Source organism: Roseovarius sp. MMSF_3350 (assembly GCF_030733425.1).
GTDB lineage: Bacteria > Pseudomonadota > Alphaproteobacteria > Rhodobacterales > Rhodobacteraceae > Roseovarius.
This window is the reverse complement of sequence record NZ_JASHIZ010000001.1, coordinates 468500-482651: the sequence shown is the minus strand read 5'-3', so window position 1 is coordinate 482651 and position 14152 is coordinate 468500. Positions and strand designations below refer to the sequence as shown.

Sequence of the window (14152 nt, the reverse complement as noted above, 5' to 3'; positions counted from 1 at the left end):
CCAGGCAGACGGTGTTTTGGCATCTTGTGACTGGCCGCACCCGACCGTAGTGTCGCGCCATGCCCGTTTGCGCATTCGATATAGCCCCCGATGGCACCGCCCGTCCGGCCTCGGAAAGCGGCCCGGCCGAGGGCTATGCCTGGTGGCATTTCGATTTGAAGGATCCCGAGCTTCCGGCATGGCTCGCGGACCGCGTACCCAGCATTCCGGCCGAAACCTTGCTGGCGCCCGAAACCCGCCCGCGGTGCGACCGGTATGGCGACGGGCTCATGCTGAATTTTCGCGGTGTTAACCTCAACACCGATGGCCCTGCCGATCAGATGGTGGCAGTGCGCATGTGGGTCACGGCAGGCTTGGTCGTAACCGTGCGAGTGCGCAGGGTCTTCGCCATCGACGCCATTCGGCAGGAGGTCGAAGCCGGCACCGCCCCCCTCAGCCCCATCGCCTTCGTCCACGACCTCGCACAACGCCTCATGACGCGGGTGCAGGACACCGTCTTCGACCTCAGCCGCCGCGTGGACCTCATGGAAGACAGCGTCGAGGACGACGAGGAAGACCCGCCCGAGGATCTGGCCGAGGACCAGCGCATGGCGATCCGCCTGCGCCGCTACCTCGCCCCGCAGCGCGACGCGCTAGTCGAGCTTGTCGGCACGGACAGTGAGCTTGTCAGCCCCGATGCCCGCGCCCGACTGCGGGAACTGGGCAATCTTGCAAAGCTTGCCGTCGAGGAGCTGGAGTCGATGATCGGGCGGATGCAGGCCGTGCAAGACCACCACGCAACGCAGGCCGACCAGCGGCAGAACCGCAACGGCTATATTCTGTCGATCGTCGCGGCGGTGTTTCTGCCGCTCGGGTTCATCACCGGGCTCTTCGGTGTGAACGTGGCGGGGATGCCCGGCGTGGATACCCCCTGGGGCTTTGCCGCCCTGTGTCTGGGGCTGGTGATCCTGACCATCGCCGCGCTCTGGATACTGCGAAGGCTGAAGTGGATCTGACCCAGACAAATCGACGGTAATCGTGATCTGACCCGCCTTCACCGGCGGGTCGTGCGGCACATGGTTCACTTCACCCGGCATTGGTGGCAGGCGTCGAAATAGCTGGCGAAAGCTGTTTCCGGGCCATCAACGATGCATCACAAAACCAAGATATTGTCTGGCCCGCGCCCCAGTTGTGCCCGAATTTCCCACGATACCTTCATTCCAACAATAAACGACGAGGGTATCGAGAATGGACCGCCTTACCGAAATGGAGGCCTTTGCGACCGTCGTGGACCAGGGTGGGTTCACCGACGCCGCACGCAAGATGGGCATTTCCAAGTCCGCAGTATCCAAGCACGTCTCGTCGCTCGAGGCCCGGCTGGGCGCGCGCCTGCTGAACCGGACCACCCGCCGGGTCAGCCCGACGGAAATCGGTCTGGCCTATTACGACCGCGCCCTGCGCGTGCTCAATGATGCCGGCGAGGCCGACGCCCTGGTCAGTTCCATGCAGTCCGATCCCTCTGGCCTGCTGCGCATTTCCGTGGCCACAGATTTCGGCGTCAACCACCTCAGCCCGATCCTCGGCCAGTTTCTCGACGATTTCCCCGACATCACCGTCAACATGGTGCTCAACAACCGCTACGTGGAACTGATTTCCGAAGGCTTCGACATGGCCATTCGCATCGGCGAGCTGGAAGACAGCACCCTGCGCGCCCGCAAGCTGACCGAGACCAACAAGCGCATGATCGCCAGCCCCGGCTATCTGCAGAAATACGGCTGCCCCGGCAAGATCGATGATCTGAACGAGCACAAGCTCCTGCACTACTCCAGCCAGTCCAACGGCTCGGTCTGGAAGCTGACCGCGCCTTCGGGCGAAAAGCGCCAGGTGCGCACCGCCGGCGGCCTTTCGGTCAATGACGGTCAGTCTCTGCTCAATGCCGCGATCTCGGGCCTCGGCATCGCCTATCTACCCAGTTTCCTCTATGCCAACGCGATGAAGGACGGTCAGGTGGTCGACGTCATCCCTGACCTGCCGATGGAAACCCAGGGTATATACGCGGTCTACCCGCCGGGCCGCTTCACGCAGCCCAAGGTGCGCGCCTTCATCGACTTCCTTGTCCACGCCTTCGCCGAGAAGGGTCCCACGGACTGGTAAGATTTTCCTCCGCCTGTCAGGCAACCTGACCCCGGGTGGCGCGCCGCCCGGGGCCTTTTGGCCTGCTCAGGCCATGCGCAGCGGCAACCGCTTGCGCCCCCACTCCCCCGGCGGGCCGTCGATCACTCCGGGAAAGCGCGTGCCGCAGGTGACGCATCCGCCGGAATCGTCCAGCTTCCATTCGGAAAGCACGTGCCAATCCCGCCCGATCACGCAGTCCCCGCATCCCGCGCAATAGCTCGACTGCGCCTCCCGGTGATGCACGTTGCCGATATAGACATGCCGCAGCCCCGCCTGACGCGCCACGTCACGCGCCCCCAACAACGTATCCAGCGGCGTGCGTTCGTGGGAGAGCATCCGGTGATCGGGATGAAAGGCCGTGAAATGTATCGGCACGTTCGGTCCGCAAGTTTCCATCACCCAACCCGACAGCGCCTCCAGCTCCGCCGCGCTGTCATTCTCGCCCGGGATCAGCAGCGTCGTCAGTTCGACCCAGCAATCGGTCTCGTTCACGGCATAGGCAATCGTTTCCAGCACCGGCGCGATCTCCGCTCCGGTCAGCTTGCGATAGAAGCTTTCGGTAAAGCCCTTCAGGTCGATATTCGCCGCATCCATCGCGCCGAAGAATTCCGTCCTCGGCGCATCGCAAATATACCCTGCCGTCACCGCCACGCTTTTCACACCCGCCTCGCGGCAGGCGGCGGCAGTGTCCAGCGCATATTCGTGAAAGATCACCGGATCATTATACGTGAACGCCACAGACGCACAGCCCTCTGCCCGCGCCACTTGGGCAATCTTTTCCGGCGCCGCCTCATGTGCCAGGCTATCGACCTCCCGGCTTTTCGAGATTTCGTGGTTCTGGCAGAACTTGCACGCCAGGTTGCAGCCCGCCGTGCCGAAACTCAGCACCGGCGAGCCGGGCAGGAAGTGATTGAGCGGCTTCTTCTCGATTGGGTCGATGCAGAACCCGGTCGAGCGCCCGTAGGTATCCAGCACCATCCGGTCGCCCTGCCGCATCCGCACGAAACACATCCCCCGCTGCCCGTCCCGCAACGTACAGAAACGCGGGCACAGGGTGCAGCGCAGCCTGCCGTCACTCTCGGCTTCCCAGAATCGCGCGGGGTGCATCGTCGGTCGTTTTCCTTCATTATCCTGGTTACCAGATAGGTATTCGACGCCGAAATGAACAGTGAACCCGATCCCATCATGCGCCAACCCGCCGTCGCAGGAACCTTTTATCCCGCCGACGCGCAGGCGCTCTGGTCCGAGGCCGAAAGCTGCATCACCCGCGGCACCAGCGGCTGGCGACCCGAAGGCTCGGTACCCCGCGCGATCATCTCGCCCCATGCGGGCTATCGCTTTTCCGGCTGGCTGACCGGGGCCGCGTGGCGGGCTACCGCGCGCGGGCGCCCCTCGACCATCGTCATCCTGTCGCCGTCGCATGCGCATGCCTTCGAGGGCATCGCCCTGCCCTCGCAAAAGGGCTACGCAATGCCCGGTTTCGACGTGATGATCGACCGGCCCGCCGCCAACAGCCTCGTGCAGGCAGGGCTGGCCCATGTCGAGGATGCCGCCCATGACCGCGAACACGGCATCGAGACGCAGCTTGCTTTCCTACACCGCCTGCATCCTCACGCCAAGGTGGTGCCGCTCGTCATCGGCAACGCCCCCCAAGATCAGGTTGCCGCGGCCATCGACCACCTTTCCGCACGCGGCCAGCCGCTTTTCGTGCTGTCGAGCGACCTCAGCCATTTCCTGCCGCGCAACGCGGCGGACGCCAAGGATGCCGCGACTGCCAAGCTGCTGGAAACCTCCAGGGGCACTACGCTCACATCCCGTCATGCCTGCGGCGCAGGCGGTATCGCAGGGTTCATCGCCTCGGACGCAGGCGCGGGCCTGCGCGTCGCCCGCCTCGCCATGGCCTCCAGCGCCGATGTCACCGGCGACACCTCTCGCACCGTGGGCTACGGCGCCTGGGCGCTTTTCGACACCACCGACGAGATCATCATCCCGCGCCACCGCGAGATGCTGCTCAAGGCGGCGCGGCAGACGCTCGACTCCTTCACCAAGCGCGGCAAGCCGCCCAAGCTAGATGAAATCAGCTTTCCGCAGGCGCTGCGCGGCCACGCCGCCAGCTTCATCACCTTGCAACAGGACGGACGCCTGCGCGGTTGCATCGGCTCGCTCACCGCGCATCAACCGCTGGTGCGCGACGTGTCCAATAACACGGTCAAGGCCGCCTCCGCCGATCCACGCTTCAAGCCCGTCACGGCCGAAGAGGTCACGAGGTTGCACCTCAAGATCGCCGTTCTGTCCCCCTCCGCGCCAATGACGTTTTCAGGCGAGTCCGACCTGCTGTCACAGCTGACGCCCCACCGCGACGGGTTGATCCTGCGCGACGGGGCCAAACGCGGTGTCTTTCTGCCGATGGTGTGGGAGAGCCTGCCCGACCCCGCCGAATTCCTGACCGCGCTGAAGGTCAAGGCGGGCCTGCCCAAGGATCACTGGAGCGATACGCTGGAAATCCACCGCTTCTGCGCGGAAAGCTTTGCCGAGCCGGACTAGGCGCTCAAGCGGCGTTGGAAATCTCGATCAGATTGCCATCCGGGTCGCGTATGTAGATCGAGGTCAGCGGCCCCGTTGCGCCGGTCCGCGGCACCGGCCCTTCCTCGACCGTCACGCCGTGTCCGGCCAGGTGCGCCCGCCAGTCTGCCAGCGGCACATCACTCAGGAAACACAGGTCCGCCGTGCCGGGCGCGGGATGCGCCGCCTTTGGCTCGAACTCCGCGCCCGCCTTGTGCAGGTTGATCTTCTGCGCCCCGAATTTCAGCGCCCACCGCCGCGAGCCGTCGGTCGGGGTGAACGCCTCCGCATTCATCCCCAGCGATTGGGTGTAGAATGCCACCGTCGCGGCGATATCCGCGACTGTCAGCACAAGATGATCCAACGATGTCAGGCGGGGCGGCATGGGGTTTCCTTTCGTCGCAGGCATTGTCTTTTCGCGCGCTGCCTGCATAGACATATGCCGAAACCGGACGGCAGGCCAAGATGACAGACGCCACGCAAACCCTTCACGACCCCATCGACCCGGCCCGCGCCCGCGCACTTCAGGCCACGCTGGGTGAGACGCCCACCTTGGGAACCGGCGACACCCTTCCGCCTTTCTTCCACCAGATCTATTTCTGGGACCCGCAGGTGCCCGCCGACCTTGGCCGCGACGGTCATCCCAAACTGGGCGGCGTCATCCCGGACATGGGCCTGCCCCGGCGCATGTGGGCCGGCGGGCAGCTGGAATTCCACGCCCCCTTCCGCGCGGGCAAGCCCGCCACCCGCCGCACCACCCTCGAAAAGGCCGAGCACAAGCAGGGCCGCAGCGGCCCGCTGGCCTTTGTCACCCTGCGGCACGAAATTTGGCAGGACGAAACCTGCTGCATCGCCGAGCATCAGGACCTCGTCTATCGCGAAGATGAAACGGGCCAAAAACCCGAACCGCCCCGCGCCCCCGACGGCGCAGGAAAAACCCGCACGGTCAGCTTCGACAGCACGCTCCTCTTCCGATACTCCGCGCTCACCTTCAACGGCCACCGCATCCATTACGACGAAGGCTATGCCCGGCAAGTCGAAGGCTATGACGGCCTCGTCGTCCACGGGCCCCTTCTGGCGCATCACCTGATGCAGATGGCCGATGCCGAACTGGGCGGTCTGAAGCGCTTCAGCTTCCGCGCGACCAGCCCCCTGATGCATCACGAGGTGGCCGAGATATGCTGGGGCAAAGACGGCGCATGTTGGGTGCGTGGCCCGGACGGGCGACAATGCATGTCCGCAAAGGCTGGCTGATCATCGCGACTTCGGCAAAGACGCCTCGGGCCTGAACGCCGCCGGGATCTCGTCCCGCCCGTCCAGCACAAGATCCGCCATCACCTGCGCCACCTTCGGCGCCATGCCGAACCCGATCTTGAAGCCGCCATTGGCGATGAACTGGTCGGGGTACAGCGGATGCACCCCCAGCATCGGCGCCCGCGACCGGGCGCGGGGGCGCACCCCGGCCCAGCGTTCGATCACTTTTGCCTCGCGCAGCGCCGGCACTGAAATGCGGGCGCGAGCCACCACGTCTTCCAACTGCCCGTCCGTGTCCGTCGCACTGTCATACTCCCGCTCCGAGGTCGATCCCACGGCGGTGGTCCCGTTGCGGTGAAAAATCACGTGCAGCGCATCGGCAAATACCTGCGGCGCTTCTGGCGCCGAAAAATCAAGTACCGCGCCCTGCCCTTTGACGCCATTGCCCACCGGCACGCCCAGCTTGTCCGACAGTTCGGCCAGCCCCACTACCCCCGTGGCATGAACCACGCGGCCCTGCGGCTTACCCTCCGTCACGATCTCTCCACCGCGCTTCACGATCGCCGCCGCCAGCGCCTTGGCCGCCTCGCGCGGATGCAGGCGCGCCGACAACGTATCCAGAATCAACAAGCCCGTCGGCGTGATCGGCGCATGTGCCGCCGCACCCGCTTCCACCACCCCCCATGTCGCAGCCTCGCCCCACAGCTCGCGTGCCGTGACCTCCCTTTGCCGCGCCAGCGCCAGCCCGGCCTCGTCCGCCACCGGCTGCAGCCGGCCCGTCCGCGCATAGCCCGGGGGCAGGCCCGACACCTGCGCCACCTCGGCCCAGAACGCCTCTGCCGCCAACAGGCTGTCCAGCTGAAACGCCTTCTTTTCGTTCCAGTTCTCCGGCACATGCGGCGCCAATGCGCCCACCACGCCGCCCGACGCCCCCGCGCCCACACCGCCGGGGTCGATCATTCGCACCTTCGCCCCCCGCGACTGGCACGCGAAGGCGATGGACAGGCCGAAGATCCCGGCGCCGAATATGGTGACGTCTGCCATTGTCATTTCCCCGGCCCGGCGGCATGGTCGCCGGGATTTTCCCTGACTACCGGAAGGCGCGATGCAGGACCAGCAGGCAGAACTGGAATGGCGCGACGGCGACGTGCCGGTCTCCACCCGCTTCGACGACCCGTATTTCAGCCTCGAGAACGGCCTTGCGGAAACGCGACACGTCTTTCTCGGCGGCAATGACTTGCCTGCACGGTTCCGCGACGGGTTCCATGTTGCAGAACTGGGTTTCGGCACCGGGCTCAACTTCCTGACCGCGCTTCAGGCATGGCGCGCGGAAGACGTGTCCGGCACCTTCCATTTCACAAGTTTCGAGGCATTCCCGATGGCCCCCGCGCAGATTACGCGCGCCCTCTCGGTTTTCCGCGACCTACCGGTTGAAGCGCTCGGGCTGGAAGACGGCGACCCCTTCGGTGACACAACGAGAGGCTCCGACTACACCCTGCGCATCATAATAGGCGACGCGCGCGCCACCCTGCCCCAATGGGACAACCAAGCCGACGCCTGGTTCCTGGACGGCTTTTCCCCCGCCAAGAACCCCGAACTCTGGGAAGAGTCCCTGATGCGCCAGGTGGGCCAGCACACCGCACCCGGCGGCACCGCCGCCACCTACACCGCCGCGGGCTTCGTCCGGCGTGGCTTGCAGGCGGCGGGATTTGAAGTTGACCGCGTTCCGGGATACGGGCGCAAGCGGCACATGACCCGCGCAAGAAAGACCTGAGCATGGCAGAGCAGAACACCCGCCTCGGCATCATGATGATGGTGACGACCACCTTCATCTTCGCGGTGCAGGACGGCATCTCGCAATACCTGGCGCGGGAATACAACGTGCTGATGATCGTGATGATCCGCTACTGGTTCTTTGCCGCCTTCGTTATCAGTGTCGCCACCCGCACCGCCGGCGGCCTGCGCGCCGCCGCCCGCACTGATCAACCGCTGGTACAGGGATTTCGCGCCGTCCTGCTGGTCGCCGAGATCTGCGTGATGATCTTCGGCTTCACCCTGCTGGGGCTGGTGGAAAGCCACGCCGTCTTCGCCTGTTACCCCCTGCTCATCGCGGCCCTCTCCGGCCCGGTGCTGGGCGAAAGCGTCGGCTGGCGTCGCTGGGCGGCCATCGGGGTCGGCTTCGTCGGCGTGATCATCATCCTGCAACCGGGCTTCGGCGTTTTCCAGCCCGAAGCCATCGTGCCGCTCATCGCCGCGCTGATGTTCGCGCTCTACGGCCTGCTGACCCGTTACGTCGGCCGCCGCGACAGCGCCGCCACCAGCTTTCTCTGGACCGGCACGGTGGGATCGGTCGCCATGACCGCCGTTGGCCTTTGGTTCTGGGAACCGATGTCGGCCTATAACTGGCTGTGGATGGCTGCACTCTGCGTGACCGGCGCGGCGGGGCACTACACGCTCATCAAGTGCTACGAGGTCGCCGAGGCCAGCGCGGTCCAGCCCTTCGCCTACCTGCAGCTGGTCTTCGCCAGCACCATCGGCATTCTCTTCTTTTCCGAGACGATCCGTCTCAACGTGGCGTTCGGCGCGGGGCTCATCGTAGCCGCCGGTCTGTTTACATTGTGGCGCCAGCGTCTGCGCGGCTAGTGCGGCATTTTACCTGGCTTTCCCCCGCAAGGCTGACGATGTATCAGGAACACCGAATGGCAAAGGGCACCACATGCGCACGGCGCGGTACATGACGGCGATCGGCAAGGCGGCCCTGACGGTGCTGCTCGCGCTTTTCATCGCGATCCGCGTCGTGGCCCAGCCCACGATCCTTGCCGCGCCTGAATCGGGAGTGATGGCTCTCTGCTCGGGCGGGCAGATCGTCTATGTCTCCATGGATACCGGCCAGCCGGTGGACACGGGCGACGACACGGGCCTGGCGGCTGATCCCTGCCCGTTCTTCGGCGTCACGGCGTTCGATATCAACACGCAGAAACAATTGCCGACCCCGGCTGTGGTGCCGACCGCGCTCAATGTCTTCGCGGCCAGCGCAACGTTCCCGATACCTGGCGGTTCGGTTCAGAACGCCGCGCGTGCCCCGCCGCTGCCGGCCTGACCCCGTGCGGGCTCAGCGCCCGCAGACGACAAATCCGGAACATCGATGCAGTCGGGCTTGCCCCGGCGCGTTTCCATAACCTATCCGGCGCGCGACACATTGCACGCGTCGCCCCCCCCTGCAGGAGACTGACATGAAACATATTCTCACCCTTGCATCCGCCCTGATCCTCTCGGCTGGCATGACCGCCGCACATGACTACACCGTGGGCGACCTTGAAATCATGCATCCCATGGCGTTCGAGACGCCCAAGATGGCCAAGGCCGGCGCGGGGTTCATGACGATCACAAACAATGGCGACACCGACGACGTGCTGCTCGAGGTTCGCGCCGATTTCCCCAAGGTCGAGGTTCATACGACCGAGGAAACCGACGGCGTCGCCAAGATGATGCATGTCGATAACCTGCCCGTCCCGGCCGGTGAAACGGTAGAGCTCGCGCCCGGCGGCTACCATGTCATGTTCATGGGTTTCTCGTCGCAGCTTGAGGAAGGCCAGGAAATCCCGGCTACCCTGGTTTTCGAGAACGCCGGCGAGGTCGAGGTCATGTTCAACGTCGAGTCCCGGCCCGAGGAGGGCGAGACCATGGACCACTCCAATCACTGACGGATGCCTTCCGCACGGGCGGGCCGCATCGCCGAAGTCGCCCTGGCGCAGACGTTCAGTCCACCGTCGGTGACAGGGTGCTTCCGGCCAGTTCCTGCGAAAACGGCACCGGGTGCGGCTCCTTGCCCAGCCGCGCCCGGTAGATCGGCAGGCTTTCGGCCACGCGCATCACGTAATTCCGCGTCTCGTTGAAGGGGATGTGCTCGATCCAGTCGATGATATCCCCACCGTCTTGCCGCGGATCCCCGAACCGCGTCATCCAGCGTGGGGGCCGCGCTGGCCCTGCGTTATAGGCCGCTGCCATCATGATGATATTGCCGTCGAACTGGGCCGCCATCTGCGCCAGGTAGGCCGAGCCCAGCCGCGCGTTGTAAGCCCAGTCCTCGAACACCCGCGACCGTGTATGATCGGTCACGCCCAGCCGCCGCGCCACTTCCGCCGCCGTGCCCGGCATCAGTTGCATCAGGCCCATCGCGCCCGCGCCGCTGGCCACGCCCTGGTCGAACTCGCTCTCGCGCCGCGCGATGGCCAATGCCAATTCCATCGGCACGGGCAGGTCCAGCTCGTGCATCGGATGCAGCGGGTAATAGGGCGCAGGCAGCGTGATGCCGCGCTGCGCCGCCGCCTTGCCCACCATCACCTGCAGATGCGGTGAACCCAACTCGTCCATTGCCTGGCCCAGTTGCCTGAGCGGCTTAAGCTCCAGCGTGTCGGCGAGGTGGGTGAAGAACGTTTCGGCCAGCGACACGCGGCCATTGGCCAGCGCCAGAACGCCGGCCTGGAAAACCTCGCCCTGCGCAAACTCCGCTTCGCGCCAATCTGGAAAGGTCTGACGTCCATTCAGCGCCCGGTCGAACGCAAAGCCCCCCCGCTCGGCGGCCAGCAACCCGTAAAAGCTGGTCTGATGCAGGGCCCCCAGCTCATAGGCGAGCTTGGCGGCAGCCTCGTTGCCCGCCGCCTCCTGCGCCCGCCCAAGCCAATATCCGGCCCGGCCCAGCGAGATCGGCGTCTCGACCCCGTCCATGAGTCGCTGGAAATGAAAGACCGCCAACTCGGCGTCGTTGAGATCGGTCAGTGCAATGAACCCCGCCAGCCACTCCAGGTCGGCGAAATGCGACCCTTCCACCAGGCCGTGCACCGATGCCAGATCATAGGCCGTGCGTGCCGCACCGTCGCGCATCCGGTCACGCGCCAGTTCCCGCCGCCAGCCGGCCCAGCGCTCGGCATCGCCCAGACCGTTCCCCTCCAGCCGGCTTTGGCGAAGAATCAACTTGATCGCATCGTCCGGCCGGTCCTGGCGGATGTGACGGTTGTAAAGCGCATAGGCGATATGCGGATTGCTTTGCGCCGCGTCGGGCAGCAGTTCAAGGCGCTTGTCCGCACCATCCGCTCCGGCCTCGATCATCAGCCGGGTCTCGGCGATCTCGCGCGTGGCGGCGTCGACCAGCGGCAGCATCTGCTGCACATCCCTCAGCCCCCTCCAGAGCGCCATGTCCAGCCGCGCCTCGTGATGCGGCTTCAACAGTTCGGGCCGCGCCCGCAGAAAGGCATCATGTTCGGCGGTCGACAGGTCCAGCGTCCGCCATGCCAAGACGAGCGCGACATCGGCATCACCGGGCCGGTTGGCCTTCTGCAGTGCCCGGGCGTAGGACAAGGCTCCCAAGCCCGATTGCGGCACCCGATCCTCGTAGAAGGTAACGATCTCTTCGGGCGTCGCCCCGATCATCGCACCTTCGGCCTGCTTGTGCAGGTAATCCAGGCCAGGCCAGTCGGCGTGATCGGTCAGAAAGGCCAGAACTTCGCCCGGCGTCCCTTCGCCCGCCCTCAGACGGTGCCACTCGATCAGGGTGACCGCCGCGGGCCCGGCGCGCTCCGCAATCTGCGCCGCGGTTGTCCAGCGCCCGGCCAGCATCGCGTCGAACGCGCTGGACAACGGGCGCGGCGGCACACGCGGTGGGGGCGTGATCATGACAGTCCCGCCCTCTCCTTCGTCCGCAGTCTCGTTGACGCTGACGGCTTCGGCCTCCGCTCCCGGCTCGGGCGCGCCCACGCCATCAGTCTGGGCCACCGCAACAAGCGGCCACAGCAGGGCCAATAAAGCCACGACAAGTCGTTGCACGCTGAACATCACTTGCATTTTCCCGGGCCAGCGACGATAGACACAGCCAGCCTAGTTTCCAGGGGACGGAACGTCCATTCACAAGCTGGGCAACGCCGCGGCAGACTTCCGTGTCCCGCGGTCATCCACCAGCCCTTTGGGCTAAGACATAGAGAGGAGCGTATCATGTTCAAAGGATCATTTCCTGCCCTGGTCACGCCGTTCAAGAACGGCGAGCTGGATCTTGATACGCTCAAGGAACTGGTGGAATGGCATATCGGCGAAGGCAGCCATGGCCTGGTGCCCGTCGGCACCACCGGCGAAAGCCCCACGCTCAGCCATACGGAACACGAAACCGTGGTCTCCGAGGTGGTGCGCGCCGCGGCAGGCCGCGTGCCGGTGATCGCGGGCGCGGGCAGCAACAACACGCTCGAATCGATCCGCTTCCTCCAGCATGCCGAAAAGGTCGGCGCCGATGCAGCCCTGGTGGTGACTCCCTATTACAACAAGCCCACCCAGCGCGGCCTGATCGCGCATTTCACCGCGCTGCACGATTGCTGCAACCTACCGATCATCATCTACAACATTCCGGGACGGTCCATGGTGGACATGATGCCCGACACGATGGGCGAACTGGCCAAGCTTCCGCGCATCGTCGGCGTCAAGGACGCCACGGGTGACCTCGCCCGCGTCAGCCATCAGCGCATGACCTGCGGCAAGGACTTCTGCCAGATTTCGGGCGAGGACGCGACGGCCCACGGCTTCAACGCCCAGGGCGGCGTCGGCGTGATCACCGTTACCGGCAACGTCGCACCCCGCATGGTGGCCGAGGTGCAGAACGCCACGCTTGCCGGCGATTACGCCAAGGCGCTGGAAATTCAGGACCGGCTGATGCCGCTGCACAAGGCGATCTTCACCGAGCCGGGGCTGGTGGGTGCAAAATATGCCCTGTCCCGGCTGGGCCTGTGCAGCGCCGAGGTCCGCTCGCCCCTCACTGAGCTCAGCGACGAGACCAAGGCGCTGGTCGATGACGGCCTGCGCCATGCCGGGCTGATGAACTAGGTCGTCCCGCCTTTACCTTGGCGCAATCTGCTTCACCTTCTGCGGTGAAACGGCAAGCTTGCCCGCAGCGCAAGGGAACGAGATGAAAGGTCAAGGCGCGTCATGGCGGAGCTTCTGATCGTCTACCATACCAAGACCGGCGGCAGCCGCCAGATGGCGGAGGCCGCCGCAGACGCCGCGCGCGAAGAAACCACGACGACCCTCCAGACCGCTGAAGAAACCGGGCCAAAGGACCTTCTGCGCGCCGATGGCTATATCTTCTGCGCGCCGGAAAACCTTGCCGCCATCGCCGGCGTGATGAAGGATTTCTTCGACCGCTGCTATTATCCCGTGCTGGGCCGGATCGAGGGGCGTCCCTATGCCCAGATGGTCTGCGCCGGCTCTGACGGCACGAACGCGCAAAAACAGATCGCCCGGATCGCGCAGGGCTGGCGGCTGAAAGCGGTGCAGGAACCGTTCATCATCTGCACCCACGCCCAGACGCAAGATCAGATCCTGGCCGAAAAGAACCTGTCGGAAGACGACCTCGCTCCCTGCCGCGAACTTGGACAAGCGCTTGGCGCGGGCTTGGAAATGGGCGCGTTCTAGCCTAGTCGACCCGCCGCACCAGCATCTGGTTGCCTGGTCCCGACTTGGTCTCGAATACTTTCAACTGGCCAACAAGATCGCTCAGCTTTTTCTCGCCATAGGTCCGCGTGTCGAAATCCGGCTTGTCCGCCTGAATCTGCTGGCCGATGCGTCCCAGCGGATACCATTCGCCTTCCTGGTCGATCTTCTCCATTGCGTCGAAGATCAGGTTGCGGGCATTGGCCGCGGATTTCGAATCCAGCCCCGCTTTGGCCTTGGCGCGCGACGAGGATCCGACCTCCTGGTAGATGTTCTCGATAGCGACAAAGCGATTGCAGGCATTCTTCAACGCGTCGGGGGCCTTCGCCTCGCCGATGCCGATCACCGTCAGGCCCTGTTCGCGGATACGGCTGGCCAGCCGGGTGAAATCGCTGTCCGACGAGACCAGCACGAAGCCGTCGAAATGTCCCGCGTGCAGGATGTCCATCGCGTCGATCACCAGTCCGATATCCGACGCGTTCTTGCCCTTGGTGTTCGCAGTCTGCTGATGCTGGACCAATCCGAGCTTCTGCGCCGTCTTGGTCCAGCCGCTCAGTTGCTGACTCGACCAATCGCCATATACGCGCCGCAGGCCCGGCTCACCATAGCTGGTGACTTCCTTCAGGATGGCATCGGCATACTTCGATGGCACGTTATCGGCGTCGATCAGGACGGCAAGCAGGTGGGAACGGTCGGGCATGGCAACTCCTTC

Annotated in this window: 15 protein-coding genes; 10 read left to right on the top strand and 5 right to left on the bottom strand. The window is 65.0% G+C overall.

Features of this window, described 5'->3' with window-relative positions; genetic code table 11:
• Positions 1-59 precede the first annotated feature (59 nt).
• Together RBB31_RS02370 and RBB31_RS02365 are read left to right on the top strand one after the other, a co-directional pair.
• Positions 60-995: a CorA family divalent cation transporter gene (locus RBB31_RS02370; protein ID WP_306127647.1), complete on the top strand. Its 936-nt coding sequence runs from the start codon at positions 60-62 to the stop codon at positions 993-995.
• A 232-nt stretch (positions 996-1227) separates the two neighbouring features.
• On the top strand, positions 1228-2133 hold the full coding sequence (locus RBB31_RS02365; protein WP_306127646.1) for a LysR family transcriptional regulator: 906 nt from the start codon (positions 1228-1230) through the stop codon (positions 2131-2133).
• A gap of 66 nt (positions 2134-2199) precedes the next feature.
• Here the strand turns inward: RBB31_RS02365 and amrS are convergent, their stop codons facing one another.
• Complete coding sequence (gene amrS / locus RBB31_RS02360; protein WP_306127645.1) at positions 2200-3261, bottom strand: AmmeMemoRadiSam system radical SAM enzyme; 1062 nt, start codon at positions 3259-3261, stop codon at positions 2200-2202.
• 78 nt (positions 3262-3339) lie between these two features.
• On the opposite strand from amrS, the gene amrA reads away from it, so the two are divergent.
• Positions 3340-4698: an AmmeMemoRadiSam system protein A gene (gene amrA / locus RBB31_RS02355; RefSeq protein ID WP_306127644.1), complete on the top strand. Its 1359-nt coding sequence runs from the start codon at positions 3340-3342 to the stop codon at positions 4696-4698.
• A gap of 4 nt (positions 4699-4702) precedes the next feature.
• Here amrA and RBB31_RS02350 read toward each other — a convergent pair whose 3' ends face one another.
• Positions 4703-5101 (bottom strand): VOC family protein, encoded by a 399-nt coding sequence (locus RBB31_RS02350; RefSeq protein WP_306127643.1) that lies wholly within the window; start codon positions 5099-5101, stop codon positions 4703-4705.
• A gap of 80 nt (positions 5102-5181) precedes the next feature.
• Here RBB31_RS02350 and RBB31_RS02345 point away from each other — a divergent pair, with 80 nt between their 5' ends.
• On the top strand, positions 5182-5970 hold the full coding sequence (locus RBB31_RS02345; protein ID WP_306127642.1) for a MaoC family dehydratase N-terminal domain-containing protein: 789 nt from the start codon (positions 5182-5184) through the stop codon (positions 5968-5970).
• On the opposite strand, the gene RBB31_RS02340 is transcribed toward RBB31_RS02345, so the two are convergent.
• Positions 5971-7014 (bottom strand): FAD-binding oxidoreductase, encoded by a 1044-nt coding sequence (locus tag RBB31_RS02340; RefSeq protein ID WP_306127641.1) that lies wholly within the window; start codon positions 7012-7014, stop codon positions 5971-5973.
• A 61-nt stretch (positions 7015-7075) separates the two neighbouring features.
• Here RBB31_RS02340 and mnmD point away from each other — a divergent pair, with 61 nt between their 5' ends.
• From mnmD to RBB31_RS02320, 4 genes are all read left to right on the top strand, one after another.
• Positions 7076-7744 carry a tRNA (5-methylaminomethyl-2-thiouridine)(34)-methyltransferase MnmD gene (gene mnmD / locus RBB31_RS02335; protein WP_306127640.1) on the top strand — a complete coding sequence of 223 codons (669 nt, stop codon included), beginning with the start codon at positions 7076-7078 and terminating at the stop codon, positions 7742-7744.
• Positions 7745-7746: 2 nt separating this feature from the next.
• Positions 7747-8613, top strand: a complete 867-nt coding sequence (locus RBB31_RS02330; protein WP_306127639.1) for a DMT family transporter — start codon at positions 7747-7749, stop codon at positions 8611-8613.
• 91 nt (positions 8614-8704) lie between these two features.
• Positions 8705-9070, top strand: coding sequence for a hypothetical protein (locus RBB31_RS02325; protein WP_306127638.1), 366 nt, complete (start codon positions 8705-8707; stop codon positions 9068-9070).
• Positions 9071-9203: 133 nt separating this feature from the next.
• Positions 9204-9674 (top strand): copper chaperone PCu(A)C, encoded by a 471-nt coding sequence (locus RBB31_RS02320; RefSeq protein ID WP_306127637.1) that lies wholly within the window; start codon positions 9204-9206, stop codon positions 9672-9674.
• 55 nt (positions 9675-9729) lie between these two features.
• Here RBB31_RS02320 and RBB31_RS02315 read toward each other — a convergent pair whose 3' ends face one another.
• Entirely contained in the window at positions 9730-11778 is a 2049-nt protein-coding gene (locus RBB31_RS02315; protein ID WP_306127636.1) for a lytic transglycosylase domain-containing protein, read from the bottom strand.
• Positions 11779-11958: 180 nt separating this feature from the next.
• Here RBB31_RS02315 and dapA point away from each other — a divergent pair, with 180 nt between their 5' ends.
• Both dapA and RBB31_RS02305 read left to right on the top strand, forming a co-directional pair.
• Entirely contained in the window at positions 11959-12834 is an 876-nt protein-coding gene (gene dapA / locus RBB31_RS02310; protein WP_306127635.1) for a 4-hydroxy-tetrahydrodipicolinate synthase, read from the top strand.
• A 102-nt stretch (positions 12835-12936) separates the two neighbouring features.
• Entirely contained in the window at positions 12937-13422 is a 486-nt protein-coding gene (locus RBB31_RS02305) for a flavodoxin family protein (protein ID WP_306127634.1), read from the top strand.
• 1 nt (position 13423) lies between these two features.
• Here the strand turns inward: RBB31_RS02305 and RBB31_RS02300 are convergent, their stop codons facing one another.
• The gene (locus RBB31_RS02300) at positions 13424-14140 is read right to left on the bottom strand and encodes an NYN domain-containing protein (RefSeq protein ID WP_306127633.1); all 717 of its coding nucleotides are present in this window, start codon (positions 14138-14140) and stop codon (positions 13424-13426) included.
• Positions 14141-14152: the final 12 nt, after the last annotated feature.